Origin of the sequence: Scandinavium sp. M-37 (genome assembly GCF_043558715.1) — a bacterium.
Taxonomy (GTDB): domain Bacteria; phylum Pseudomonadota; class Gammaproteobacteria; order Enterobacterales; family Enterobacteriaceae; genus Scandinavium; species Scandinavium vulneris_A.
In genome coordinates, this window is sequence record NZ_JBIGIN010000006.1 from 132,939 (window position 1) to 159,926 (window position 26,988).

Here is a 26,988-nt window from a genome sequence, read left to right on the forward strand (position 1 = left end):
TGTGTTTAAAATGCGCTCACGCATAAAGCCAGAAGTTTCCTAATAACGATTATTAACAGGAACAGGGATGAAAGCTCTATATCCGGTATGGATATTATTGTTGTTGAGTCAGACGGCATCCGCCGCACTTCTGTCACCCGCCGATCGCGACAGCATTGAACAGCAGCAGCAACAGTTACTGCGCCAGAACCAGCAGCAGCGTGACGCGCTGGAGCAGGTACAGCCGTTGCCGAAACCCACTACGCCCGCAACGCCGGGAGTCCTCAAAGGCCCGTGCTTCACTATCCAGCGCATCGTGTTGGATGGGGCGACGTTGATTGATGAACGTCAGCAGCAAAAACTCTTCGCGCCCTGGCAGGGCGAATGCCTCGATATGGCGCGTATTAATGAGATCACTAATAGTGTTTCCGACTGGTATATCAGCCGGGGATATATCACCAGCCGAGCTTTCCTGACCGAACAGGATTTACGTTCAGGGGAATTACACCTGTTTGTGCTGGAAGGTCGACTGGAAAAAATCCGCATGGATAATGCCCCGGCGCGCGAACTGGCGATGACCTTCCCAGGACTGGAAGGCAAAATTCTTAATTTGCGCGATATTGAACAGGGCATGGAGCAAATTAATCGCACCCGGACCACACCGGTGCAGATTGAAATTCTTCCCGGCACTCAACAAGGCTGGTCGGTGGTGCATCTGACGGCCACGCCGGAATTTCCCCTCAGTGGCGCAGTCAGCTTCGATAATAGTGGGCAAAAAAGTACCGGAGTCGGGCAGATTAATGGCTCGCTGACCGGGAACAACCTGCTGGGACTGGCCGATAGCTGGTTTGTCAGCGGCGGTCGCAGCAGTGCGTTTTCAAATTCAAAGGATGCGCAGAACGTGGCCGCCGGGGTCAGTATTCCCTACGGTTACAGCCTGCTCGACTACAGCTACAGCTGGAACAACTACCTCAGCACCATTGATAACAATGGCTATCTGTGGCGTTCCAGCGGAGACACCGAGACGCATCGGGTCAATTTATCCCATGTGCTGTTCCGCAACGGCGACATCAAAACCGGCGTCTCTGTGGGCCTGAGCCACCGCATCAACCGAAACTATCTGGATGACGTGTTGCTCCAGAGCAGCAGCCGGAAGCTCACCAGCCTGCTGTTTGGCCTCAATCATACGCAAAAAATCCTCGGCGGGGTCGCGACCTTTAACCCGACCTTCAGCCGCGGCATGCCGTGGTTTGATGCGCAAAGTGACGGCAACCAGAATGGTGATTTACCGAAAGCCGAGTTCCGCAAATGGAGCCTGAACGGCAGTTACCAGCGGCCGGTCGCCAACGATTTGTGGTGGCTGGCGAGCGTTTACGGGCAGTGGACGCCGGACCGTCTGTACGGCAGCGAACGTATGACCATTGGCGGTGAAAGCTCCGTTCGCGGTTTTAAAGAGCAAAGTATTTCCGGGGATAACGGCGCGTACTGGCGGAACGAACTCAATTACACCCTGTTTACGCTGCCGGTTATCGGCCAGGTCAGCACGCTGGTTGCCCTGGATGGCGGCTGGCTGCATTCCGACAAACTGGACAGTTATGCGGGGGGCACCCTGTGGGGAACCGCCGCCGGGCTGAGTACCGCTAATCGTTGGGTTTCAACGTCGTTCACCGTGGGGCTGCCCCTGGTGTATCCGGACTGGCTTGGTCCGGATCATGTCAGCGTTTATTACCGCGTTGCCGTCGCATTTTAAGGATAAAAAAAGATGAATCAGCCTCCTGTCCGTTTGTCATTCCGTCTGCTGAGCTATGTGATTAGCGCCCTGATTGCCGGGCAACCGCTGTTGCCTGCGGTGGGCGCGGTGATCACGCCGCAGGGGAAAACCTCCACGGACAAGGCGGCAAACGGCGTGCCGGTGGTGAATATCGCCACCCCGAACGGGGCCGGGATTTCGCACAACCAGTTCAGAGATTACAACGTTGGCAAAGAGGGGCTGATCCTCAATAACGCCACCGGCAAACTCAATCAGACGCAACTGGGCGGGATAATCAACGGCAACGCGAACCTGAAAGCGGGCCAGGAAGCGAAAGGCATCATCAACGAAGTGACCGGCGGCAACCGGTCACAGCTTCAGGGTTATACCGAAGTGGCGGGGAAAGCGGCGAACGTGATGGTCGCCAACCCGTACGGCATCACCTGTAACGGCTGTGGGTTTATCAACACCCCGCAGGCCACGCTGACCACCGGGAAGCCGGTCTTTGACGCGCACGGTAATCTGCAGGCGCTGGATGTCAAAAAAGGTAGCATCAGCATCGAAGGCCAGGGCATTGACGCCAGCCACAGCGATGCATTGTCGATTATTTCCCGCGCCACAGAAGTGAATGCTGCTATCCATGCCAAAGATTTAAAGGTGATTGCCGGGGCAAACCGGGTGAATGCCAACGGCAGCGTGCAGGCGCAGCAAGGCGAGGGCGCGGCCCCAAGGGTCGCGGTGGACACCGGGGCGCTGGGCGGCATGTACGCCAACCGGATCCATCTTATCTCCAGTGAGAAAGGCGTCGGCGTTAACCTCGGCGACCTGAACGCCCGCCAGGGCGATATCACTCTCGATGCCAACGGTAAACTGACGGTTCACAACAGCCTTGCCAGCGGCGCAATCGCGGCGAAGGGGCAGGATATCGCCCTGACCGGCGACCATAAAGCGAGCGGCAATATTGCACTCGACAGCCAGGGCGATATCGCGTTGGGGAATGGCTCGCTGAACAGCGATCAGGATCTGGTGCTGAACGCCAACGGCAGTCTTACCCAGCGCAATGAAAAACTCACCGCCGGGCGGGACGTGTCGCTTGCGGCGAAAAATATCAGCCAGGATGCCGGGAGCCAGGCCAACGCCGCGCGCCATATCACCGCCAACGCCCGCGATAACCTGATCAACCAGGGGCAGATGACCGCCGGGCAGAACCTGAACGTCAACGCCAGCACCCTGACCCAGAGCGGCAAAATGCTGGCAGGCGGGAACGCACAATTGAACGCCAGCACGCTGACTAACAGCGGCCAGATGCAGGGCAATGCCCTGGCGGTGAGCAGCACGACCCTCAATAACAGCGGTTCGCTGTTGAGCGGCACGACGCTGAACGTTCAGACGCAGGATTTCACGCAAACAGGTAGCGCGGGCGCGAAGGGCAAGGCCGACATTACCGCCAGTCGCAGCCTGACCAACAGCGGTTCGCTGGTGACGGATGACGCGCTGACCCTGAAGGCCGGAAACGTTACGCAGAACGGTACGCTCTCGGGGGGTAAAGCGCTGACGCTGAACGCCAGTACCCTGAGCAGCGGAAAATCGTCCCTGACCCACAGCGGTAACGCGCTCTCCGTTCAGACCACAACGGCGACACTGGACGGTGAGTTCAGTGCGGGCGGGGATATACAGCTGAGCGCTGACCGGCTCAGCACCGTCGGCGGCGCCCAGGTTCAAAGCGGCAATAACCTGAGCATCACCGCCCGTGAGGCTTCGCTTGCCGGTACACAGGCGGCCAGAAACGCGTTGGCCGTGAACGCCAGCGGGACGCTGAACCACAGCGGCAACAGCAGCGCGAACGCCGTCACGCTGAATGCCCCGGAATTGAATAACAGCGGTACGGTGGTGGGATCGACCCTGCGCTCGCAGTCGCAGACGCTGACCAACAACGGCATGCTGCAGGGCGACAACTTGCTGGCGCTCGGCACGGATACCCTGAACAACCTGCATAACGGCACTTTGTACAGCGCCTCCGCGCTGACGCTGGATATCCCGGATATCACCAGCCACGGCGTGATAGCCAGCGATGCCGCTCTCACCGTGCGCGGCGACACGCTCATCAACAGCGGGCAGGTGCTGGGCAGTGCGCTCTCTTTTGACCTCCGTTCGCTCAGCAACAGCGGGGCGCTGCAAAGTGATTCCCAGCTTACCCTGAACGGCGGCACCTTCAGCAACAGTCAGAGCGGGACGCTCTCCAGCGCCGGGGAGATGGCTCTCACCGGGACGGATATCAGCAACAGCGGGCTCATTACCAGTGACCGTGGCCTGACGCTGAATGCCTCCTCATTGACGAACCCCGGTAAAATCACCGCCAACGCGCTGGAGGTGAATGCCGACACGCTGCACAGCGACGGGCTGTTGCAGGGTACGAACGAACTGACGCTGTCAGGGGATAGCCTCTATCAGGGGGCGGGGGGACGTTGGCTGACGGCGGGGGATTTATCTCTCACGGGCAACACGCTGACCACCGCGGGCACTACCCAGGGTCAACAGCTTAGCGTCAATGCCGGAGACTGGACCAGCCCCGGCTCGGTGCTCGCCACCGGTGCGCTCGAGGCCACCCTGCGCGGCACTTTGCTGAACAACGGGGACCTGATGAGTCAGGGCCAATTCACTCTTCAGGCTCCGACGCTGACCAACCACGGCAAGATCCTCTCCGGCGGTGAGATGCGGCTTAGCGGCACGCAGTTCACCAGCGACGGCAGCTTACAGGGCGACACCCTGGGGCTAACCTACAACGGGGTGAATAACCAGGGCACGGTCATCGGCCTGCGCGAGCTGACGCTAAACGGCAACGGGACGCTGAATAACGGCGGCAGCCTGTTGAGCCAGGGCACGCTTGCCATCAAGGCGGGCGAGGTTACCAACAGCGGTCTCTGGCAGGGGCAAAATATGACCCTCGACGCGGCCCGTTTGAATAACAGCGGGGCTATCCAAAGCGCGCTGGATTTGGCGCTGACCCTCAGCGGGGACGTGATAGCGGCCACGGGCAGTAAAATCACCGCCCTTGGCGAGGCGCGCATTACCGGCAAAGCCTTGAGTAATCAGGGCCTGATCAGTGCCTCAACGCTTGCCTTACAGGGCGATTCCCTGACCAACAGCGGTGAAATCAGCGGCGTGAAAAGCCTGAGTGCCGATCTCAACGGGGCGCTGCAACAGCAGGGCAAACTGCTGACCGGTGGTGCGCTGTCGGTTGCGGCAGCCGATATCACCAACAGCGGGCAGATTCAGGGAGCCAGCACGCAGCTTCGGGCCAACCGTCTCGATAACAGCGGCCGGGTTCAGGGCGACAATGGCCTCACGCTCACCCTGCTTAATGCGCTGACCAACCGCGCCAGCGGCGTTATTCTCAGCCCGACGACGTTGAACATCAGCGCCCCGGTCTTCACCAATGACGGCACGATTCAGGGCAACGGGCAAACGACCCTCACCGCTGCGACGCAAACCCGCAACAACGGCAAAATGCTCTCCGGCAGCGACCTCACCCTGACTACGGCTGACTACGGCGGGAACGGTTGGCTGCAGGCCACCAATCTGGTGCTCAACGTCGCGAAGCTTGCCAACGGCGGCACGGTGATGGCGACGAATAAGGCCACCCTCAGCGGGACGACGTTCAACAACGCCGGGATGTTCCAGGCCGGGATGCTGGACGTGAATTACCAGACCCTGAATAACAGCGGCACGCTGTTGGGCAACCAGGGCATGCGGTTGACGGGCAACACCCTCAACAACAGTAACGGTAAACTGTTCAGCGGCGGCGATATGATGGCGGATGTCGCCTCCCTGAGCGGCATCGGACAACTGGTGGCGCTGGGTAATCTGACCCTGAAACTCACCAACAGCTTCACGGCGCAGGGCGTGATTGCGGCGAACAAACAGCTTTCGCTGACCAGCCAGGGCGATATCACCAACGGCGGGACGCTGCAGGGGAATGGCATCACCCTGAATGCGGCGGGCAACCTGAGTAATAACGGACACATCACCGCCGGTTCGGGAACGACCGCGCTCAGCGGTCGCAGTGTGGCGATGAACGCCAGCGGCAGCCTGCAGGCGGGCGGCGATGTCAGCCTGACCAGCCTCGGCAATATCACCCTGGACGGTTTCACGGGCACGGCAGGCAATCTTGTGCTGAACGCGCCTGCGGCCATTATCAACACCGCCCTGCTGTATGCAGGCAAAAATCTCTCTCTGTACGGCAACAGCATCCAGAACCTGCGCGGCGATATTCTGGCGGGCAACAATCTGCTGATGCAAAAGAATGCCTCCGGTGCGGCGAACGCGGAGGTGATTAATACCTCTGGCTCGATTGAGACCCAGACCGGTGATATCACGATTAACACCGGGCATCTGTTGAATCAGCGCGATGGACTGGAGACGAAAACAACGCAGATTGAGGGGGCTCAGACCATTGCCGGAATGGGTGATGCCACGATTAGTGTCGATATCAGCCAACTGGCGGACGGCACCTATGGCATGACCAGCCGGGTGATGGAGCGTCAGGTGGGGCCATGTAACGGTCACGGGGCCTGTAACTACATTCACTGGAATCAGTTCTCTTACGCGATGTTCCAGGAGACTGCCGAGCAGCGGTTTATCGGCAGCCAGACACGTACCGATGTGACCAGCACAGGTGGCGCGGCACGCATCGCATCAGGCAATAATCTGACGATCAACGCCAGCACGATGGATAACCTGGCGAGCAATATTCTGGCTAACGGTGATATCCGATTGGCAGGGAACACGCTTAACAACCAGAGCTGGCAGTCGGGAACGACAACCGACTGGTATGTTTATCAGTATGCCACCGACAGGCTGGGGTATGCGGTAAACCCAATGAACGGCTACCCAACGGACGGTAATAATTACAACGATGTGATGCCGACCAGCACCAAGCTGGGGTTTCAGCTTATCGGGCATGACAGCACTACCGAGCAGGGCGAAATCTATCGCTCCGTCATCCAGGCGGGGGGCAATGTTAACGCGAATTTTGCCAGCGATATCAGTAACACCAACACCACCGCCAACGCGGGCAAAATCAGCAACACCATTACCGCGCCAAGCCTGAACACCCCGTCGGCGCAAAGCATCGGCGACGGTGCCAGCCAGCAAGCGCTGGACGATGCCGGAACGCTGGCGATAACCACTCCGACCTGGCAGGACGCAGGTAATAACGGACAGTCGATTGCCGATGGCACCGGCCTGGCGCCTGCCGGGATCGACGACAGCTATCCGCTGCCTTCCGGTAAGAACGGTTATTTTGTTCCGTCGAGCGACCCGGACAGCCCGTATCTGATCACCGTCAATCCGAAACTGGACGGCCTTGGTCAGGTGGATCAAAGCCTGTTTGGTGACCTGTGGAAACTGCTCGGCATGAATCCGGGGGCGGCCCCACGAGAAACCAACAGCCAGTACACCGACACCAATCAGTTCCTGGGCTCGTCGTACATGATGGACAGGCTGCATCTCAACCCGGATAACGACTACCGATTCCTCGGCGATGCGGCGTTTGATACCCGATACGTGTCGAACTACGTGCTGAACCAGACCGGCAGTCGCTACATCAATGGCCTGGGCTCCGATCTGGACCAGATGCGTTACCTGATGGACAGCGCCGCCGAGGCGCAGACCTCTCTTGGCCTGAGGTTCGGGGTGGCACTCACCGCTGACCAACTGGCCGCGCTCGACCACAGTATCCTGTGGTGGGAGACCGCCACCATCAACGGTAAGACGGTGATGGTGCCGAAAGTCTACCTGTCACCCAAAGACACCGAAGTGCATAACGGCAGCGTGATCGGTGGCAACACTGTGCAGCTGGCAGGCGGCAAGGTGACCAACGACGGCAGCTCGCTGCTGGCACAAAACGGGCTGACTATCGACAGCAGCAACAGTCTCGATAACCTCAATGCCGGGCTTATCAGCGCAGGCGGCGGGCTGAACCTGAGCGCGCTGGGCGATATCAACAATATCGGTTCCGCGATCAGCGGCAAAACCGTCCAGCTCGAAAGTACCACCGGCAGCATCAACAACATCACCCGCACCGAACAGTGGCGTGGCGGCAGCAGTGGCCGCAACGGCAGCGTGTTCATCAGCGGCACCGACGTGGGTGAAACGGCGTCGATCAGCGCCACCGATGGCCTTTCTATGGCGGCGGCGAAAGACATCAATATCACTGGGGCGAACGTTAGCGCGGGTGGCGACCTGGCGATGGGCGCAGGCGGCAACATCAATATTGCCGCCAATCAGCTAAACGACACCAGCAGTGCATCCGGCTTCTGGGGGCAGAAAAATACCCGCTCTGCATCGACAGAAAATGAGGCCAGCAACATCACCGCAGGCGGCAATCTGGGGATGCAGGCCGGGAACGATCTGACCGTGACGGGCAGCGCCCTCAGCGCTGGAAAAACGGCGCAGCTGGTGGCGGGCAATGACCTGAACCTCAACGCGGCAGATAACAGCCAAAGCAGCCAGCGCGGCAGTAAAGAAACCCATCACAGCAGCGCAGACCGCACCACGGTGAGTGCGGGCGATAACGTGACGCTGGTCGCGGGCCGGGATATCACCAGCCAGGCCGCAGGCATCGCGGCTGAAAATAACGTCGGCATCCAGGCCGGGCGCGATGTGAATCTGCAGGCTGAGGCAACGGTCGATGGCAGCAGCACGCGTGAGAAAAAGAAGACGGTCATCGACGAATCCGTGCGCCAGCAGGGAACCGAAATTGCCAGCGGTGGCAACACCACGATCCTCGCCGGACGTGATGTGAATAGCCAGGCGGCACAGGTCACGGCCAGCGGTGATATTGGCGTGGCCGCCGGGCGCGACGTGAATCTCACCACCGCCACCGAAAGTGACTATCACTACAAAGAACAGACTAAGACTAAAAAAGGGTTCCTTAGCAGCAAAACGACACATACCATCGAAGAGGACAGCGCCACCCGTGAAGCGGGCACCCTGCTGAGCGGCGATAATGTTCAGGTGCAGGCGGGCAACAACCTGCTGGTGAAAGGCTCCTCGGTGGTCGGCGACGGAACGGTCGCGCTGGGAGCCGGGAATAATGTCGATATCGTGGCAGCCACCAACACCGACTCGAGCTGGCGCTTTAAGGAAGAGCACAAAAGCGGCCTGATGGGCAGCGGCGGGATCGGTTTCACCATCGGCAGCAGCACCACTAAACATTCCCTGCGCGAAGAGGGAACCACCCAGAGTCAGAGCTTCAGTACCGTGGGCTCGACGGGCGGTAGCGTGGTGATTTCCGCCGGGAAGCAGGCGCATATCGGCGGTGCGGACCTGATTGCCCAGAAAGATCTCTCGGTGGTGGGCGACAGCGTGCTTATCGACCCGGGCCATGACAAACGGACTCGTGACGAGACGTTTGAGCAGAAGAAAAGCGGTCTGACGGTGGCCCTCTCCGGGACCGTGGGCAGCGCCATCAACAATGCCGTGAGCGCCACGCAGGATGCACAGGATGAGAGCGACGGGCGTCTGGCGGCACTCAAGGCCACCAACGCGGCGCTGTCGGGGGTTCAGGCCGGGCAGGCTGCGCAGGCCGCAGATGTCACCGGTGACCCGAACGCGATGGGCGTCAGCCTCTCCCTCACCACCCAAAAATCCAGGTCGCAGCAACATGCTGAGAGCGATGCGGTGGCGGGCAGTACGCTGACGGCGGGCAACAATCTGGCGGTGATTGCGACCGGGAAAAACAAGGGCGACCACAGCGGCGACATTGTGATTGCCGGGAGCCAGCTGAAAGCCGGGGGCGACACCCTGCTGAGTGCTGAAAATGACATTCTGCTGAGCGGAGCCGCCAACACCCAGCAAACCAGCGGGAAAAACAGCAGCAGCGGTGGTGGCGTGGGGGTCAGTATCGGGGCCGGGGGCAACGGCGCCGGGATCAGCGTTTTCGCCAATGTGAATGCCGCCAAAGGCAAGGACAAAGGCAACGGCAGCGACTGGACCGAAACCACGGTTGACAGCGGTAAAACCGTCACGATTGAAAGTGGGCGGGACACCACGCTGAACGGGGCGCTGGTTAACGGCAATAAAATCATTGCCGATGTCGGTCGCGACCTGTGGATGAGCAGCCAGCAGGATAACAACGACTACGACAGCAAACAGACCAGCGTCGCAGCGGGCGGCAGCTTCACCTTCGGGTCGATGACCGGCTCCGGGTATATCAACGCCAGCCAGGACAAGATGAAGAGCCGCTTCGACTCGGTGGCAGAGCAGACCGGGCTGTATGCGGGTAGCGGCGGATTCGATGTCACGGTGGGGAGTCACACCCAGCTCGACGGGGCAGTGATAGCCTCCACGGCGAGCGCAGACAAAAACAGTCTGGATACCGGCACGCTGGGCTTCAACGATATCCACAACGAAGCGGATTTTAAGACTGAACACTCGGGCATCAGCCTCAGCGGTGGCGGCAGCTTCGGAGGAGACTTCCAGGGCAACATGCCGGGCGGGATGATATCTGCGGCCGGGAACAGCGGCCACGCGGAAGGGACGACCCAGGCGGCGGTGGCGAACGGCACCCTCACCATTCGCGACAAGGATAACCAGAAGCAGGACGTGGCAGACCTGAGCCGTGACACGGTGCATGCCAACGACAGCATCAGCCCAATCTTCGACAAAGAGAAAGAGCAGAAGCGCCTGCAGGAAGTGGGTCTCATCAGCGATATTGGCGGCCAGGCGGCGGATATCGCGCGGACGCAGGGTGAGATAAACGCGCTGGAGAAAGCGAAAAGCGAATCGAAAGCGACACTTCCGGATAACCCGACAGAAGAACAGCGGCAGAGCTATCTGGCCGAACTGCGTAACACGCAGGCTTATAAAGATGAAATGCGGCAATACGGCACCGGCAGCGATATGCAGCGCGGTATCCAGGCGGCGACCGCCGCACTTCAGGGCCTGGCGGGGGGGAATATTGCTGGCGCGCTGGCAGGGGCATCGGCGCCGGAGCTGGCGAACATCATTGGTCACCAGGCCGGTATTGATGACAATACGGCAGCCAAAACGATTGCGCACGCGATCCTCGGCGGCGTGACGGCGGCGATGCAGGGTAACAGCGCCGCCGCAGGAGCGGTCGGTGGTGCCTCGGGGGAACTGGCCGCCAAAGCGATTGCCGGAATGCTGTATCCGGGAGTGAAGGATCTGGATACGCTGACAGAAGACCAGAAACAAACGGTCAGCACGCTGGCGAGTATCTCTGCGGGAATGGCCGGAGGTCTGGCAGGCGGCGACACGGCAGGCGCAGCGGCAGGGGCAAGTGCCGGGAATAATGCGGTTGAGAATAACTCGCTCAGTGATATTGCAGAAAACCAGGCGTCGGGAACATCACAGGCAGAACGGTATCAGAAAGCACAGGATGGACTGAAGAAGGCGACTGAAGAGTTTAAAGCGAAGAACTGCGCCGGACTCAGTGCTGACGCATGCGGTGCTAAAATGGATGCGCACCGGGATGAATTGCTTGCAGGATTTGCAGAAGCTGGCAGCGATTTTATCCCTGTCTACGGTGATATCAAGAGCTTCCAGGAAGCAGACAGTGCATTAGGCTATCTGGCGGCCGTTGTCGGAATCATGCCAGGGCTTGGTGATGAAGTCGGTGCTCTGATGAAAGGGGCTGACAAAGCCCTTAAAGCGGGCGATCTCGAAACAGCATCAAAACTGATCTCTAAAGCTAGCGATGATGTCAGTTCTGCGAAATACTTTGGTCAGGAGAGAAAGTTCTGGTCTTCCGAACCCATTAAGGTTAAAGGGAATAAAGTTTATCAACGTAATGATTTATTTGACCCTGGTTATGTTGACCCTAAGTCAGGGAAAACAAATCTTGAGTTGATGCAGGGAGGACGTGCACCGATTGGCACTGATGGGAAACCAGTAAACCTGCATCATATGTTGCAAAGTCAAGATGGGCCTATTGCAGAAGTAACCCAAGGTTTTCATAAGGATAATCATAGCATTATCCATATCAATGATAACAGTATACCTTCTGGTATAAATCGCTCAGAATTTAACAAATGGCGCTCTGATTATTGGAAGCAGCGAGCTAACGGTTTCAAATAGGTGACGGTATGACTAATAGCTTGAATGAGGTTATTGAAGAGTTAAAGACAGTATCTGGTGGTGAGCGGAATAATATTCCTTTGCCGGATGATGTCCTCATTTCTCAATATGAAAAAGATATGGGTTTTTCTTTTCCATCCGACTACAGGAAGCTTCTTCAGGAAGTTGGTAATATATATTATGGAACAATCGAGCTATTATCTGTTACAGCAGATAAAGAGTTTTACGGTGAGTTGTCAACTGCTATGAAAGATGCAATAAGCATCGGTGTGCCTGAATCATGGTTACCAATTTGCGAAGATAATGGTAGTTATTATTGTCTGGATCAACAAGGTCGTGTCCGATATTGGACTGGCGATGGTGGCAGCGAAGAGCAGTGGCCTAATTTAGCCTCTTGGGTGAAAGACGTATGGATCGATGGCAACTGAGATAAATGTAATCCCGCCCCCTTAAAGGCGGGATCCCCATCACCCTCTACCGCTTCTCAAGCGCCACCTTCGCCATCACGCCCTGCAAAAACGTCATGACCTGCTGCCGATCTTTTTCCGGCAGATGCGTTACGTTATTCAACACCTTCATCAGCGGCGTTTCCTGCGGGCGGGTGGTGATCACCAGGCAACCGGGCATCACGCGGATATCCAGGTTGGTGCCGGTCGTAAACCCGGCTTCTTCCATCCAGCGGCCATTCAGACGCAGACTGGCGCTGCGGGTATAGCGCTTGGTCATATTGGTCCGACGGTCGTAATGCCGAACACTGACATAACTGACTGACATGCGGCGTAAGGGCTTAGAAATACCGTCATTTTTGCGTGCTGCGTCGCGGTTTTCTGAAATAACAGGCAAAGCGTTTGAAACTGTTTTGGCAATAGCGACTTCTGGCTTAAAATTTTTGGCAGCCATAATCAACTCCTTCTTAGTTGCTTGTGGTCAGCGGTATGGAAGTGTTTCCAGCACTTTCATATCGCGCTCTTTAATAAAATGAATAAAAAATCTCCGTCACTCTCCTTTAACGACTCACCCTTTTCTCTTCGCCTATTATATCGCACTGAATAAAAATACAGTGTATGTGAAATAGATAAATTTAATAAATGCGGCGTTGCTTCAGAAAACAAGGCCGAAATAGGTAACGTTTCATTTTAAGTATTACTACTAATATATTTCACTTATAGCAGGTTCATTACAACTACAGCAGATAACCTCAATGCCGGGTTGTTCGAGCGACGTGAATCTCACCCCCGCCACCGAAAGTGACTATCACTACAAAGAACAGACTAAGACTAAAAAAGGGTTCCTTAGCAGCAAAACGACACATACCATCGAAGAGGACAGCGCCACCCGTGAAGCGGGCACTCTGCTGAGCGGCGATAATGTTCAGGTGCAGGCGGGCAACAACCTGCTGGTGAAAGGCTCCTCGGTGGTCGGCGACGGAACGGTCGCGCTGGGAGCCGGGAATAATGTCGATATCGTGGCAGCCACCAACACCGACTCGAGCTGGCGCTTTAAGGAAGAGCACAAAAGCGGCCTGATGGGCAGCGGCGGGATCGGTTTCACCATCGGCAGCAGCACCACTAAACATTCCCTGCGCGAAGAGGGAACCACCCAGAGTCAGAGCTTCAGTACCGTGGGCTCGACGGGCGGTAGCGTGGTGATTTCCGCCGGGAAGCAGGCGCATATCGGCGGTGCGGACCTGATTGCCCAGAAAGATCTCTCGGTGGTGGGCGACAGTGTGCTTATCGACCCGGGCCATGACAAACGGATCCGCGACGAGACGTTTGAGCAGAAGAAAAGCGGTCTGACGGTGGCCCTCTCCGGGACCGTGGGCAGCGCCATCAACAATGCCGTGAGCGCCACGCAGGATGCACAGGATGAGAGCGACGGGCGTCTGGCGGCACTCAAGGCCACCAAAGCGGCGCTGTCGGGGGTTCAGGCCGGGCAGGCTGCGCAGGCCGCGGATGTCACCGGTGACCCGAACGCGATGGGCGTCAGCCTCTCCCTCACCACCCAAAAATCCAGGTCGCAGCAACATGCTGAGAGCGATGCGGTGGCGGGCAGCACGCTGACGGCGGGCAACAATCTGGCGGTGATTGCGACCGGGAAAAACAAGGGCGACCACAGCGGCGACATTGTGATTGCCGGGAGCCAGCTGAAAGCCGGGGGCGACACCCTGCTGAGTGCTGAAAATGACATTCTGCTGAGCGGAGCCGCCAACACCCAGCAAACCAGCGGGAAAAACAGCAGCAGCGGTGGTGGCGTGGGGGTCAGTATCGGGGCTGGGGGCAACGGCGCCGGGAGCAGCGTTTTCGCCAATGTGAATGCCGCCAAAGGCAAGGACAAAGGCAACGGCAGCGACTGGACCGAAACCACGATCGACAGCGGTAAAACCGTCACGATTGAAAGTGGGCGGGACACCACGCTGAACGGGGCGCTGGTTAACGGCAATAAAATCATTGCCGATGTCGGTCGCGACCTGTGGATGAGCAGCCAGCAGGATAACAACGACTACGACAGCAAACAGACCAGCGTCGCAGCGGGCGGCAGCTTCACCTTCGGGTCGATGACCGGCTCCGGGTATATCAACGCCAGCCAGGACAAGATGAAGAGCCGCTTCGACTCGGTGGCAGAGCAGACCGGGCTGTATGCGGGTAGCGGCGGATTCGATGTCACGGTGGGGAGTCACACCCAGCTCGACGGGGCAGTGATAGCCTCCACGGCGAGCGCAGACAAAAACAGTCTGGATACCGGCACGCTGGGCTTCAGCGATATCCACAACGAAGCGGATTTTAAGACTGAACACTCGGGCATCAGCCTCAGCGGTGGCGGCAGCTTCGGGGGAGACTTCCAGGGCAACATGCCGGGCGGGATGATATCTGCGGCCGGGAACAGCGGCCACGCGGAAGGGACGACCCAGGCGGCGGTGGCGAACGGCACCCTCACCATTCGCGACAAGGATAACCAGAAGCAGGACGTGGCAGACCTGAGCCGTGACACGGTGCATGCCAACGACAGCATCAGCCCAATCTTCGACAAAGAGAAAGAGCAGAAGCGCCTGCAGGAAGTGGGTCTCATCAGCGATATTGGCGGCCAGGCGGCGGATATCGCGCGGACGCAGGGTGAGATAAACGCGCTGAAGAAAGCGAAAAGCGAATCGAAAGCGACACTTCCGGATAACCCGACAGAAGAACAGCGGCAGAACTATCTGGCCGAACTGCGTAACACGCAGGCTTATAAAGATGAAATGCGGCAATACGGCACCGGCAGCGATATGCAGCGCGGTATCCAGGCGGCGACCGCCGCACTTCAGGGCCTGGCGGGGGGGAATATTGCTGGTGCGCTGGCAGGGGCATCGGCGCCGGAGCTGGCGAACATCATTGGTCACCAGGCCGGTATTGATGACAATACGGCAGCCAAAACGATTGCGCACGCGATCCTCGGCGGCGTGACGGCGGCGATGCAGGGTAACAGCGCCGCAGCCGGAGCGGTCGGTGGTGCCTCGGGGGAACTGGCCGCCAAAGCGATTGCCGGAATGCTGTATCCGGGAGTGAAGGACCTGGATACGCTGACAGAAGACCAGAAACAAACGGTCAGCACGCTGGCGAGTATCTCTGCGGGAATGGCCGGAGGTCTGGCAGGCGGCGACACGGCAGGCGCAGCGGCAGGGGCAAGTGCCGGGAAGAATGCGGTTGAGAATAACTCGCTCAGTGCGAAGGACGAGAAGAAACGCCAGGATACACAGTGGTCTCTGCCGTATATCAAGGATGCCAGCGAAAAAGCGAAAGCTGAAAAGCTGGTAGCTGACCTTGATGCGAAAGATAAAGCATTCGACGCGGCGCTGGACAATGCGTGTCAGGGGCTATCTTCATTAGCCTGCCAAGGTATGCGTCAGGAACTTGCCGTGATGGGCAAGAGTTATGACGAGCAGATGGACGGGCAGTATGTCGGCACAATGGGCAGCGTGTACAAGGAAGGCGCCGATAAAATCGCCGGGCAGCAGTGGCAGTATGCCACCGCCGATGCGAAAGCCCAGCGCGATGCTGATGTTCAGCATATAGCGCAGAACTGGGGCGTCAGCCCGGAAACCGCCTCAACACTGTACGATACGATGACGGTTGTGCATACCACAGCGGCGATTGGTGGTGCGGTATATGGGATGAAGGGAACTGGTGCAGCAGGTGAATCCGCAGGGACAATAAGAAATGTTAACCCCGGTTACCCAGAGGCAGGACGCACCCATAACTGCGTAAACTGCTCCATTGCAACTGATGCTACTTTATCTGGAAATCCTGCTTCAGCATTACCTATAAACTCAACTAAAGGTGTGCCGCTAACCGTCCTGGAGCAGCAATATGGTTCTAAGTTCAAATATGTTTCTACCTCTAACAGTATTACTCAACAGATGAGCAATGCTGGATCAGGATCAAGAGGCATTGTTTATGGATCATACGGCCCTGGCCAGCCAGGCCATGTATTTAATGTTGTTAACCAAAATGGGACAGTCAGATTCCTTGATGGTCAGACCGGAAAAGCAGCAGATCTTAGCCAGTTCAAGTCATTCCAACTACTGAGAACGAATTAATGATTAGTTTTACTGAGGCGGTAGAAAAAGCTAATGCGTATCTAGAGGATACTGAAGACCCTGTTGTTATTACTCTTCAGGGGCGTTTTTCTGAAGGATGGTTCTTTTGTTTTGAATCAAAAAAATTTCTTGAAACTGGAGATTTTTCAGCTCAATTAGCTGGTAATGCTCCGTTTATTATTGATAAAGACAGCGGCGAACTTTATGTATTTGGAACTGCATATCCTCTAGAAAAATATTTACAGGACTACGAAGAAGAGAAAAATCGTCCGTCCTAAATAGAAAATCCCAGCCCTCAGTGGCTGGGATTGTTTTACCTGTCAGCCAACAGCATCCAGATAATGACTTGACTCTTAGAAGGGCGTCCAGGGCAGTCATTATACAAGCAGGCAGTTCCGGCAGTTATTGTGGCGGTACCGGATCAAACAGAGTATGAGTCGACGTGGAAACTGCTGGGATAACAGCCCGATGGAGCGCTTCTTCAGTAGTCTGAAGAATGAATGGGTGCCAGTGATTGGTTACGTAAGCTTCAGCGATGCTGCCCATGAAATAACAGATTATATCGTTGGGTATTACAGCGCACTCAGGCCGCATGAATATAACGGCGGGTTACTTCCCCAACGAATCGGAAAATCGATACTGGAAAAACTCTAAAGTGGTGGCCAGTTTTTGTTGACCACTTCAAATGAACCTGCCTGCTATACACACTTACCATAACCGTCAAAAATCCTCACCATCCTCTCTTCGCATCGTCAGATAACCGTTTTGTGACATATTCCATTGTATTTTTTTATATTTGGTTAGCCTTTTTATTGCGTTACTTATAGATAACCTCAGCATTTTCGCCTGTGCGTTTTAACGTTCACGCTATTAATCGCTCAGATTATCGCCATTTCGCCAGAAATTTTCAGCAATTAGCACAATTGTTAATCACTGGTTATTGCAAAGTGTGAAGATGATTGTGCTGCTGTTAAGCGCGTAGCATAAATTTCCCTGCTGAAAATACCTGTCTGAACTTTTTTTAATCTTTGTCAGGCCATTCTCACCGTTGATGTAAATCCCGGTTACCTGTATTGACGTTTGCACATTCTGTTGACAGATTGTAGGGCATGAGGGGCATTTCAGGGAGGATCTGCGCTGCTACTCAGTCGCTCTTCTGAAAGGAATCTCCAACCCTTTTAACGCCTTCGGGCACCACCGACCAGACCGGGTAAAAAACATATAAAGGCCTGGCGGAAAAACACAACAAACAAACATCACATTTGGAGCAGAATAATGAGTATTTCCTTGAAAAAGTCAGGGATGCTGAAGCTTGGTCTTAGCCTGGTGGCGTTGACTGTAGCAGCAAGCGTACAGGCCAAAACCCTGGTTTACTGTTCTGAAGGCTCGCCGGAAGGCTTTAACCCACAGCTGTTCACCTCTGGTACAACCTACGACGCCAGCTCCGTTCCTATTTATAACCGTCTGGTTGAATTCAAAACCGGCACCACGGAAATTATTCCGGGTCTGGCAGAGAAGTGGGAAGTCAGTGAAGATGGCAAAACCTATACCTTCCACCTGCGTCAGGGCGTGAAGTGGCAGGACAACAAAGATTTCAAACCGACGCGTGACTTAAATGCCGACGACGTCGTGTTCTCCTTCGACCGTCAGAAGAATGACAAAAACCCGTACCACAAAGTCTCTGGCGGCAGCTACGAATACTTTGAAGGCATGGGCCTGCCGGACCTGATAAGCGAAGTGAAGAAAGTGGACGATAAAACCGTTCAGTTCGTGCTGACTCGCCCGGAAGCGCCGTTCCTCGCAGACCTGGCGATGGACTTCGCGTCTATCCTGTCAAAAGAATATGCTGACAACATGCTGAAAGCCGGTTCGCCGGAGAAAATTGACCTGAACCCAATCGGTACCGGTCCGTTCCAGCTGCAGCAGTACCAGAAAGACTCCCGTATTCTGTACAAAGCCTTCCCGGGCTACTGGGGCACCAAGCCACAGATCGACCGTCTGGTGTTCTCTATCACCCCTGATGCGTCCGTCCGTTACGCCAAACTGCAGAAAAATGAATGCCAGGTGATGCCGTACCCGAACCCGGCTGACATCGCTCGCATGAAGCAGGACAAAAACATCAACCTGCTGTCGCAGGCGGGTCTGAACGTTGGCTACCTGTCGTTCAACACCGAGAAGAAACCGCTGGATGAAGTCAAAGTTCGTCAGGCGCTGACCTACGCGGTGAACAAAGAAGCGATCATCAAAGCCGTTTATCAGGGTGCAGGCGTTGCTGCCAAGAACCTGATCCCACCGACCATGTGGGGCTATAACGACGATGTTAAGGACTACACCTACGATCCGGAAAAAGCCAAAGCCCTGCTGAAAGAAGCAGGCCATGCCGATGGCTTCACCATCGACCTGTGGGCGATGCCGGTTCAGCGTCCATACAACCCGAACGCTCGCCGTATGGCTGAGATGATTCAGGCTGACTGGGCGAAAGTGGGCGTGAAAGCTAACATCGTGACCTACGAGTGGGGCGAGTACCTGAAGCGCGCCAAAGCGGGTGAGCATCAGTCGGTAATGATGGGCTGGACCGGCGACAATGGGGATCCGGATAACTTCTTCGCGACCCTGTTCAGCTGTGCTGCGGCGAAAGACGGTTCTAACTACTCTCGCTGGTGCTACAAGCCGTTTGAAGACCTGATCCAACCGGCGCGTGCGGCGGAAGATCACAACAAGCGTATTGAACTCTACAAACAGGCTCAGGTAGTGATGCATGACCAGGCTCCGGCGCTGATCATCGCTCACTCCACCGTATACGAGCCGGTGCGTAAAGAAGTCAAAGGCTATGTGGTCGATCCATTAGGTAAGCACCACTTCGAAAACGTCTCCATCGAATAATAAGTAATTTGTTCCCCCTCTCCCTCTGGGAGAGGGCTGGGGTGAGGGTGCCGCGTCAATGCCCCTCACCCTGACCCTCTCCCCTAAGGGGCGAGGGAATTTATGTTTGTGAGCAATACAGATGCGCTGTCGCCAGGCAGTGTGTCATGAGAGAGAGTCCGGGTTATGTTGCAGTTCATCCTCCGACGTCTGGGATTAGTCATCCCGACCTTTATCGGTATTACCCTGCTGACCTTTGCCTTTGTCCATATGATCCCGGGTGACCCGGTGATGATTATGGCCGGTGAGCGCGGTATATCCCCTGAGCGTCACGCACAGCTTCTGGCTGCATTGGGCCTTGATAAGCCAATGTGGCAACAGTATCTCCATTACATCTGGGGTGTGCTTCACGGCGATTTAGGCATTTCACTGAAAAGCCGTCTGCCGGTGTGGGACGAGTTTGTTCCGCGCTTTAAAGCCACGCTGGAACTTGGCGTTTGCGCCATGATTTTCGCGGTTGCCGTCGGGATCCCGGTCGGTGTCCTCGCTGCGGTAAAACGCGGCTCCATCTTCGACCACACCGCCGTGGGCCTCGCCCTGACCGGTTATTCAATGCCGATTTTCTGGTGGGGCATGATGCTTATCATGCTGGTGTCGGTGCAGTGGAATCTGGCCCCGGTCTCCGGGCGTATCAGCGATTCGGTGTTCCTCGACGATACCCTGCCATTGACCGGCTTCATGCTGATTGATACCGCCATCTGGGGCGAACCGGGCGACTTCATTGACGCCATCGCGCATATGGTGCTGCCTGCGGTGGTGCTCGGCACTATCCCGCTGGCGGTGATTGTGCGTATGACCCGTTCGGCGATGCTGGAAGTGCTCGGCGAAGACTATATTCGTACCGCGCGTGCGAAGGGCCTGACCCGGATGCGCGTCATCATCGTCCATGCGCTGCGTAACGCCATGCTGCCGGTGGTGACGGTTATCGGTTTGCAGGTCGGCACGCTGCTGGCCGGGGCGATCCTGACCGAAACCATCTTCTCCTGGCCGGGCCTTGGGCGCTGGCTGATTGATGCTCTGCAACGCCGTGATTATCCGGTGGTGCAGGGCGGGGTCCTGCTGGTGGCGACGATGATTATCCTCGTTAACCTGCTGGTCGACCTGCTGTACGGCGTGGTGAACCCGCGTATTCGTCATAGGAAGTAAGGGGCCATCATGTCACAAGTCACTGAAACTAAAGTTGCTGCACCGGTGCCCATGACCCCGTTGCAGGAGTTCTGGCACTACTTTAAACGTAATAAAGGCGCGGTGGTCGGTCTGGCATATGTGGTGGTGGTGATGATCGTCGCCATTTTCGCTAACGTCCTCGCCCCGTATAACCCGGCGGAGCAGTTCCGTGATTCGCTGCTGGCCCCGCCGTTCTGGCAGGAAGGCGGCACGCTGTCGCACCTGCTCGGCACCGACGATGTGGGCCGCGATGTGCTGTCGCGTCTGATGTACGGCGCGCGTCTGTCGCTGCTGGTCGGCTGTCTGGTGGTGGTGCTGTCGCTGGTGCTGGGGATTATCCTCGGTCTGGTGGCGGGCTACTTCGGCGGCATCGTCGATAACATCATCATGCGCGTGGTCGACATCATGCTGGCCCTGCCGAGCCTGCTGTTGGCGCTGGTGCTGGTGGCGATATTCGGGCCGTCGATAGGTAACGCCGCCCTGGCGCTGACCTTCGTGGCCCTGCCGCACTACGTGCGTTTAACCCGTGCGGCGGTGCTGGTCGAGGTTAACCGCGACTACGTGACCGCATCTCGCGTGGCGGGTGCGGGCGCGATGCGCCAGATGTTCGTCAATATTTTCCCAAACTGCCTTGCGCCGCTGATTGTTCAGGCGTCGCTCGGTTTCTCGAACGCCATTCTCGATATGGCCGCTCTTGGCTTCCTTGGCATGGGTGCGCAGCCGCCAACACCGGAGTGGGGCACCATGCTCTCCGATGTGTTGCAGTTCGCGCAAAGCGCCTGGTGGGTCGTGACCTTCCCGGGTCTGGCGATCCTGCTTACGGTGCTGGCATTTAACCTGATGGGCGACGGTCTGCGTGACGCGCTGGATCCCAAACTGAAGCAGTAAGAGGCACGAGATGGCGTTATTAAATGTAGATAAATTATCGGTGCACTTCGGTGACGAAGGCACCCCGTTTCGCGCCGTGGACCGTATCAGCTATAGCGTAAAGCAGGGCGAAGTGGTCGGCATCGTCGGGGAATCTGGTTCCGGCAAATCCGTCAGCTCGCTGGCGATTATGGGGCTGATTGATTACCCGGGCCGCGTGATGGCGGACAAACTGGAGTTTAACGGTCGCGACCTGAAGCGCATTTCCGAGAAAGAACGCCGCCAGCTGGTGGGCGCGGAAGTGGCAATGATTTTCCAGGATCCAATGACCAGCCTTAACCCGTGCTACACCGTAGGTTTCCAGATTATGGAAGCGATTAAGGTGCATCAGGGCGGCAACAAGAAAACGCGTCGTCAGCGCGCCATTGACCTGCTGAACCTGGTGGGCATTCCCGATGCGGCTTCGCGTCTGGACGTGTATCCGCACCAGCTCTCTGGCGGGATGAGCCAGCGCGTGATGATTGCGATGGCGATTGCCTGTCGTCCGAAGCTGCTGATTGCTGATGAACCGACCACCGCGCTGGATGTGACCATTCAGGCGCAGATCATCGAGCTGCTGCTGGAACTGCAGCAGAAAGAGAACATGGCGCTGGTGCTGATCACCCACGACCTGGCGCTGGTGGCGGAAGCGGCACACAAAATCATCGTGATGTATGCAGGCCAGGTGGTGGAAACCGGGGCCGCGCAGGATATCTTCCGCGCGCCGCGGCATCCGTATACCCAGGCGCTGCTGCGTGCGCTGCCGGAGTTTGCCCAGGATAAAGCGCGTCTGGCCTCGCTGCCGGGCGTGGTGCCGGGCAAATATGACCGCCCGCTGGGTTGTCTGCTCAACCCGCGCTGCCCGTATGCCACCGACCGATGCCGCAGTGAAGAACCGGAACTGAACGCCGTCGACGGCGGTCGTCAGTCCAAATGCCATTACCCCCTCGATGATGCCGGGAGGCCAACACGATGAGTACGCATGAGGCCACCTCGCAACAGCCGCTGTTGCAGGCTATCGACCTGAAAAAACACTACCCGGTGAAGAAGGGCATTTTTGCCCCGGAGCGCCTGGTGAAAGCCCTCGACGGCGTGTCGTTCACCCTCGAACGCGGTAAAACGCTGGCGGTCGTGGGCGAATCCGGCTGTGGTAAATCCACCCTGGGCCGCCTGCTGACGATGATCGAAATCCCGACCGGCGGCGAACTTTACTATCAGGGCCAGGATCTGCTTCAACCCGACGCCACCGCGGAAAAGCTGCGCCGTCAGAAAATCCAGATTGTGTTCCAGAACCCGTATGGCTCGCTGAATCCACGCAAGAAAGTCAGCCAGATCCTTGAAGAGCCGCTGCAAATTAACACCAGCCTGAGCAAGACGGAGCGCAAGGAAAAAGTGCTGGAAATGATGGCCAAAGTGGGCCTGAAAACCGAGCATTATGACCGCTATCCACACATGTTCTCCGGCGGTCAGCGCCAGCGTATCGCCATCGCGCGTGGGCTGATGCTCGACCCGGACGTGGTGATTGCCGATGAACCGGTGTCGGCGCTCGACGTTTCCGTCCGTGCGCAGGTGCTGAACCTGATGATGGATTTGCAGCAGGACATGGGCCTGTCGTACGTGTTCATCTCCCACGACCTGTCGGTGGTTGAGCACATTGCCGATGAAGTGATGGTGATGTACCTCGGCCGCTGTGTGGAAAAAGGCACCAAGGAGCAGATATTCAGCAATCCGCGTCATCCGTACACCCAGGCGCTGCTGTCCGCGACACCACGCCTGAATCCGGACGATCGCCGCGAGCGTATCAAGCTGACCGGCGAGCTGCCTAGCCCGCTGAATCCGCCGCCGGGCTGCGCGTTCAACGCCCGCTGCCGTCGTCGCTTTGGCCCCTGCACCCAGCTCCAGCCGCAGTTGAAAGACTACGACGGTCAACTGGTGGCTTGCTTCGCGGTGGATCAGGACGAGAACGGTGAGAAGCCGCTGGTCTGACGCTTATCGGGCCTACAGAGACCGTAGGCCCGGCAAGAGTAGCGCCGCCGGGCGCGTGAGCACGTTGACAGCAATCTGACCGGAGCCTAAGGCTCCGGTTTTTTTATATTAAAAAACCCGCCATCACAGCGGGTTTTTTGTTGTTACGCGGAACGATTACTGTGGGTAAGGCACCCAGTCGCCGCCGTTGAGACGGACATACGGTTTGCCCTGGTACTGGATAACCACCGCGTTGGAGTTCTCGGAAACCGGAGCGGTTTGTGGCAGGTCGCTGGTGTATTGCTCCCAGTTGACGCTGTCTTCGGTGAACATTTTGCCGTCGAGCGCGCGGGCAACCAGTTCCGAAATCGCCAGATAGCTGCTCGGCTGATCGATTTCAATGGCGGCACCCTGATGCGGGGCTTTCATGCCGAAGAATTTAATCGCTGCCGGTACGTTGGTGATGTTTGGGCTGGGGATATCACGCAGGCCGGATACCTGCATTTTATCGCCTTTCAGCGCGCCGCCGTGCTCCGGCGCAATCACCACCATCACCTTCCGGCCTGATTTTTCCAGCTCGGTAAAGAAGGTATCCAGTTCATCAAACAGCTTCTGGGCACGCACTTTATAGTCGGCGGTTTTGCTCTGGCCTGCGAAATGGTTTCCGTCGTGCAGCGGCAGGATATTGAAGAAGGTCGCCGTACGCGCGCCATCCTCTTTACCTTCCCCTTCCTGCCAGCGCTTCAGCACCGCCAGGTCGTCATATACCGGGGAACCGTCGAAGGCCTGTAAATTGACCGGGAGCCCTTTCTGGTCCATCAGTGGGGCCTGCATATCGCCGTAGTTGCGCAGCTCTTTCAGGAAGTCGCCAAACACGCCGTTGTGGCCGAGCATCAGCTGGGTTTTAAAGCCCAGCGAGGCCAGGTTATCGAACAGATAACACTGCTTGGCGGCTGGCGAATAAAGATTGGTATGCGACGGCTGACCGCAGCTGGCGCGCAGCAGACGAATCGCCGCCGGGCCGCTGTAGGAGGTCGCGGAGTTAAAGTGTTTGAACACGATATCAAAGTGCGACCACAGCGGATGCTGGGCCAGACCGGCGGCTTCAATATCATCCCAGGAGAGGGAACAGATGTTGATCACCAGCAGTTCGAACGGTTGTGCATCTTCCGGTAACGCCGTCGGGAAAGTGGTCTGGCGCTTTTCTTCCGCCGCGTAGAAGCTCGACAGCCACGCGTTCAGGTTGGCCGACGTTGGCGGGGCGGTTTGTGCAGGCATATCGCCGACCACCGGTTTCGCGTTCGCCGTTGCCACCGTGGCCGCCGCAGTGCCGCCGGTGGTGGTCACCGTGCCGGTGTTTTGCCCGCCAGGGAACAGCGAAAAGTTCGGGCCCACCACGGTGATGAGATTCAGCCAGACCATAATGACGACCGTAAAGACCGTCACGCGTAGCCACTGGGATAAAAACAGCCACGCGACCAGCAGGACGAAGAACAGCCCCACCATCTGCCAGTTAATGAAGCGCGTCACCAGGTCGACAATATAATCCATGCTGAAGCCCGCCAGCTGCGAGCCCTGGCTCATAATGCTTTCCGGGCCAGGCAGCCAGGTATCGTGCCAGAACAGCGCAATCCCTACCGGAATGGCAATCCAGTGCCGCAGTTTATGCAGTTTGCGGTTGGGGATCGGCAGCAGCAGAAACGCCATGAACACCAGGTTCTGTAGCGCATGAAAATTAAGGTATCCCGCCCACAGCAGGCCAAACTTCACCAGAAAGTAGAAGTTCCATCCAGAAAGGCCGCGCCAGTATTGCCAGAATGGCGATGAGGAGACGGCGGTTTGAGTTGGGTTAGTCATCGTTTTGCTTTGCCTTGACGAGATCTGACCGGCGCAGGACACCAGCCGGTTTTACGTAACGGGGTCTGAAGAACATCAACCGAAAGGTTGTTTCGATGCGGCGGAAAAAGTGACGCGCGATGTATCCCAAAGGGAAAAAAATCAGGGCGCACAGCACAACCAGCTGAATAATATCGGCAATAGACATCATTGTGGTTGTCCTCCCTGGGCGTCAGTCAGACGGTGTGGTTCCGGGTAGCGCCGCCAGCTGCGCCCATCGTGGACGGCGTTCATCACCTTGTTCTTTTCAGTGGTTACCGGCAGCGGCGCGGTCCAGCGGTCGGCTGTCACTGCGCTCATTTCCACGATTTCGGCCGTAATCTGCTTATCTTCGAACCAGATCATACGGTTAGAGAAGATATCGCCGGTCGGTAACGGGAAGATGTGATTTAAGGCAGTGTCGAGGTCATTGATGCGACAGAAGGTCAAAAACATCACCAGGCGGTTATCGCCAATGGTCATGATATCGCCCAGGCGGTTGGGGCGGCACAGGGTTAATGCCTGCTCCACGCGCAGGCCCGGCACCGGGCGCAGCGCCACCATGACCCCTTTATTATCGGCAGGCAACAGTGGGTTGTTCATGATGTTGTGTACCGCTTTACAGAAGATATCCCACTTCTGATAACCGCGCAGTTTCAGCGGCTGGGTCATCGACAGCAGGGTGCCAATCTCATCCGGCACGTAGCGCTGGAACTGCTGTTTCTGCACGCTTTCAATCAGCGTCAGACAGCGGGAAAGCGGAGTATTCCACGGCACCACCAGATTCGCACCGCAGCCCAGGAGTAAGCGTTCGTCGGTAGCACGCAGGCTGGCGGTGATTTCACGCACCACAATTTTCATCGCACTGCCGCGCTGACGGCGCAGGGTGTGAATGTCATGCGCCAGCTGTTCAATCTGGCTGGTTTGTTCCACGGTGAAAATGACGGTGGCGGCCTGCGCGGAGCGGGCGGCATTAAACACCGCATCGTTGGTATCAAACACCGTCCAGTGTTCGGACAAGGGGGGAGCGCCTTCAAGGGCACTTTTGGTGCTGAGCACATCTTTTTCGTCACTGCGCGGCTGAACGACCGTTTCTTCCTGCTCCGCCAACTGCCAGGTATTACCACTGTTATTGACCTGTAGCTGCTGGCGGGCGCTGACGCCTTTGTCATTAGCCCAAAACGCAATATCCAGCAGGTGGCTATCCCCCAGGAAACGCAGGCTCGCCAAACCGGAAAGGGCGCGATATTCAGCCAGCAGGAGTGAGATCTGAGAATCCGTATTGTTTCCCGGATTTAGGATAAGTAACGAGCAGCCGTAGTATTTGGCCCAGCTCTGGGTGCTATTCAGCCATTTTTTGATGCGCTCTGGCGGGATATTCTGCCAGGCATTATCTGAACACAACAGGATAAATAAATACCCGGCCGGATCTAATGAGCAAAGCAGATCCTGGCGCAGCGAGTATAGACCATTTTCATTTTTTGGCATGTTGAACAGGCGTATTTTCTCAGGGCCGTGAGATGCATTTAGTTTTACTAATTTGTGGGGTTTTTCCCCCATCGTAATTGCGGCGACTTTCGCGTCAGAATTCTGTGCCGCAATCGTCTGATTCATTAGGCTCACGGCGTCTTCACGACGTTCAACGTTCATCCACCAGACACCACCCAGAGGCATATGGCTAACTTCGTCCCATAAGGACTGGATTCCAAGTGAAAATACAGGGTCCACGGTGTCCCTCGTGTTCAGGTTT

13 protein-coding genes and 3 pseudogenes are annotated in these 26,988 nt (G+C 57.0%); 12 read left to right on the forward strand and 4 right to left on the reverse strand.

The window, feature by feature from the left end:
• The first annotated feature begins 67 nt into the window (after nucleotides 1-67).
• The 3 genes from ACG0Z5_RS06965 to ACG0Z5_RS06975 are packed head-to-tail and all read left to right on the forward strand — an operon-like array spanning nucleotide 68 to nucleotide 12,258.
• Nucleotides 68-1,729, forward strand: coding sequence for a ShlB/FhaC/HecB family hemolysin secretion/activation protein (locus ACG0Z5_RS06965; protein WP_394446273.1), 1,662 nt, complete (start codon nucleotides 68-70; stop codon nucleotides 1,727-1,729).
• A 12-nt stretch (nucleotides 1,730-1,741) separates the two neighbouring features.
• Entirely contained in the window at nucleotides 1,742-11,830 is a 10,089-nt protein-coding gene (locus ACG0Z5_RS06970) for a hemagglutinin repeat-containing protein (protein WP_394446274.1), read from the forward strand.
• 8 nt (nucleotides 11,831-11,838) lie between these two features.
• Nucleotides 11,839-12,258, forward strand: a complete 420-nt coding sequence (locus tag ACG0Z5_RS06975; RefSeq protein WP_394446275.1) for an SMI1/KNR4 family protein — start codon at nucleotides 11,839-11,841, stop codon at nucleotides 12,256-12,258.
• A gap of 46 nt (nucleotides 12,259-12,304) precedes the next feature.
• On the opposite strand, the gene ACG0Z5_RS06980 is transcribed toward ACG0Z5_RS06975, so the two are convergent.
• Nucleotides 12,305-12,730 carry a SymE family type I addiction module toxin gene (locus ACG0Z5_RS06980; protein ID WP_394446276.1) on the reverse strand — a complete coding sequence of 142 codons (426 nt, stop codon included), beginning with the start codon at nucleotides 12,728-12,730 and terminating at the stop codon, nucleotides 12,305-12,307.
• A gap of 319 nt (nucleotides 12,731-13,049) precedes the next feature.
• Here ACG0Z5_RS06980 and ACG0Z5_RS06985 point away from each other — a divergent pair.
• From ACG0Z5_RS06985 to dppF, 9 genes and pseudogenes are all read left to right on the forward strand, one after another.
• A pseudogene (locus ACG0Z5_RS06985) lies at nucleotides 13,050-15,764 on the forward strand (hemagglutinin repeat-containing protein); the annotation flags it as partial.
• A 309-nt stretch (nucleotides 15,765-16,073) separates the two neighbouring features.
• Nucleotides 16,074-16,403: pseudogene (locus tag ACG0Z5_RS24070) on the forward strand (toxin glutamine deamidase domain-containing protein); the annotation flags it as partial.
• Nucleotides 16,403-16,681, forward strand: coding sequence for a YrhB domain-containing protein (locus ACG0Z5_RS06995; protein ID WP_271130389.1), 279 nt, complete (start codon nucleotides 16,403-16,405; stop codon nucleotides 16,679-16,681). The pseudogene ACG0Z5_RS24070 and the gene ACG0Z5_RS06995, both read left to right, overlap by 1 nt.
• Nucleotides 16,682-16,769: 88 nt before the next feature.
• A pseudogene (locus ACG0Z5_RS07000) lies at nucleotides 16,770-17,079 on the forward strand (integrase core domain-containing protein); the annotation flags it as partial.
• 599 nt (nucleotides 17,080-17,678) lie between these two features.
• On the forward strand, nucleotides 17,679-19,286 hold the full coding sequence (dppA, locus tag ACG0Z5_RS07005) for a dipeptide ABC transporter periplasmic-binding protein DppA (protein ID WP_394446277.1): 1,608 nt from the start codon (nucleotides 17,679-17,681) through the stop codon (nucleotides 19,284-19,286).
• A gap of 165 nt (nucleotides 19,287-19,451) precedes the next feature.
• Nucleotides 19,452-20,471, forward strand: coding sequence for a dipeptide ABC transporter permease DppB (gene dppB / locus ACG0Z5_RS07010; protein ID WP_394446278.1), 1,020 nt, complete (start codon nucleotides 19,452-19,454; stop codon nucleotides 20,469-20,471).
• 9 nt (nucleotides 20,472-20,480) lie between these two features.
• The gene (dppC, locus tag ACG0Z5_RS07015) at nucleotides 20,481-21,380 is read left to right on the forward strand and encodes a dipeptide ABC transporter permease DppC (RefSeq protein ID WP_319627143.1); all 900 of its coding nucleotides are present in this window, start codon (nucleotides 20,481-20,483) and stop codon (nucleotides 21,378-21,380) included.
• A 10-nt stretch (nucleotides 21,381-21,390) separates the two neighbouring features.
• A complete protein-coding gene (gene dppD, locus ACG0Z5_RS07020; protein ID WP_319627142.1) occupies nucleotides 21,391-22,374 on the forward strand; it encodes a dipeptide ABC transporter ATP-binding protein in 984 nt (327 codons plus the stop codon).
• Nucleotides 22,371-23,384 carry a dipeptide ABC transporter ATP-binding subunit DppF gene (gene dppF, locus ACG0Z5_RS07025; protein ID WP_394446279.1) on the forward strand — a complete coding sequence of 338 codons (1,014 nt, stop codon included), beginning with the start codon at nucleotides 22,371-22,373 and terminating at the stop codon, nucleotides 23,382-23,384. The genes dppD and dppF overlap by 4 nt, the downstream gene beginning before the upstream one ends.
• Nucleotides 23,385-23,540: 156 nt before the next feature.
• On the opposite strand, the gene bcsG is transcribed toward dppF, so the two are convergent.
• Genes bcsG through bcsE form a run of 3 tightly spaced genes read right to left on the reverse strand, consistent with a single transcriptional unit; the run spans nucleotide 23,541 to nucleotide 26,966 of the window.
• Nucleotides 23,541-25,220 (reverse strand): cellulose biosynthesis protein BcsG, encoded by a 1,680-nt coding sequence (gene bcsG, locus ACG0Z5_RS07030; RefSeq protein WP_394446280.1) that lies wholly within the window; start codon nucleotides 25,218-25,220, stop codon nucleotides 23,541-23,543.
• The gene (bcsF, locus tag ACG0Z5_RS07035) at nucleotides 25,213-25,410 is read right to left on the reverse strand and encodes a cellulose biosynthesis protein BcsF (RefSeq protein ID WP_394446281.1); all 198 of its coding nucleotides are present in this window, start codon (nucleotides 25,408-25,410) and stop codon (nucleotides 25,213-25,215) included. Before bcsF ends, bcsG begins: the two co-directional genes overlap by 8 nt.
• A complete protein-coding gene (bcsE, locus tag ACG0Z5_RS07040; protein WP_394446282.1) occupies nucleotides 25,407-26,966 on the reverse strand; it encodes a cellulose biosynthesis protein BcsE in 1,560 nt (519 codons plus the stop codon). The genes bcsF and bcsE overlap by 4 nt, the downstream gene beginning before the upstream one ends.
• Nucleotides 26,967-26,988 lie beyond the last annotated feature (22 nt).

What these genes read in the sequence shown, in the direction of transcription:
- ACG0Z5_RS06965 (WP_394446273.1), top strand. Translation starts at nt 68, where the DNA reads ATGAAAGCTCTATATCCGGTATGGATATTATTGTTGTTGAGTCAGACG.
- ACG0Z5_RS06970 (WP_394446274.1), top strand. Translation starts at nt 1,742, where the DNA reads ATGAATCAGCCTCCTGTCCGTTTGTCATTCCGTCTGCTGAGCTATGTG.
- ACG0Z5_RS06975 (WP_394446275.1), top strand. Translation starts at nt 11,839, where the DNA reads ATGACTAATAGCTTGAATGAGGTTATTGAAGAGTTAAAGACAGTATCT.
- ACG0Z5_RS06980 (WP_394446276.1), bottom strand. Translation starts at nt 12,730, where the DNA reads ATGGCTGCCAAAAATTTTAAGCCAGAAGTCGCTATTGCCAAAACAGTT.
- ACG0Z5_RS06995 (WP_271130389.1), top strand. Translation starts at nt 16,403, where the DNA reads ATGATTAGTTTTACTGAGGCGGTAGAAAAAGCTAATGCGTATCTAGAG.
- dppA (WP_394446277.1), top strand. Translation starts at nt 17,679, where the DNA reads ATGAGTATTTCCTTGAAAAAGTCAGGGATGCTGAAGCTTGGTCTTAGC.
- dppB (WP_394446278.1), top strand. Translation starts at nt 19,452, where the DNA reads ATGTTGCAGTTCATCCTCCGACGTCTGGGATTAGTCATCCCGACCTTT.
- dppC (WP_319627143.1), top strand. Translation starts at nt 20,481, where the DNA reads ATGTCACAAGTCACTGAAACTAAAGTTGCTGCACCGGTGCCCATGACC.
- dppD (WP_319627142.1), top strand. Translation starts at nt 21,391, where the DNA reads ATGGCGTTATTAAATGTAGATAAATTATCGGTGCACTTCGGTGACGAA.
- dppF (WP_394446279.1), top strand. Translation starts at nt 22,371, where the DNA reads ATGAGTACGCATGAGGCCACCTCGCAACAGCCGCTGTTGCAGGCTATC.
- bcsG (WP_394446280.1), bottom strand. Translation starts at nt 25,220, where the DNA reads ATGACTAACCCAACTCAAACCGCCGTCTCCTCATCGCCATTCTGGCAA.
- bcsF (WP_394446281.1), bottom strand. Translation starts at nt 25,410, where the DNA reads ATGATGTCTATTGCCGATATTATTCAGCTGGTTGTGCTGTGCGCCCTG.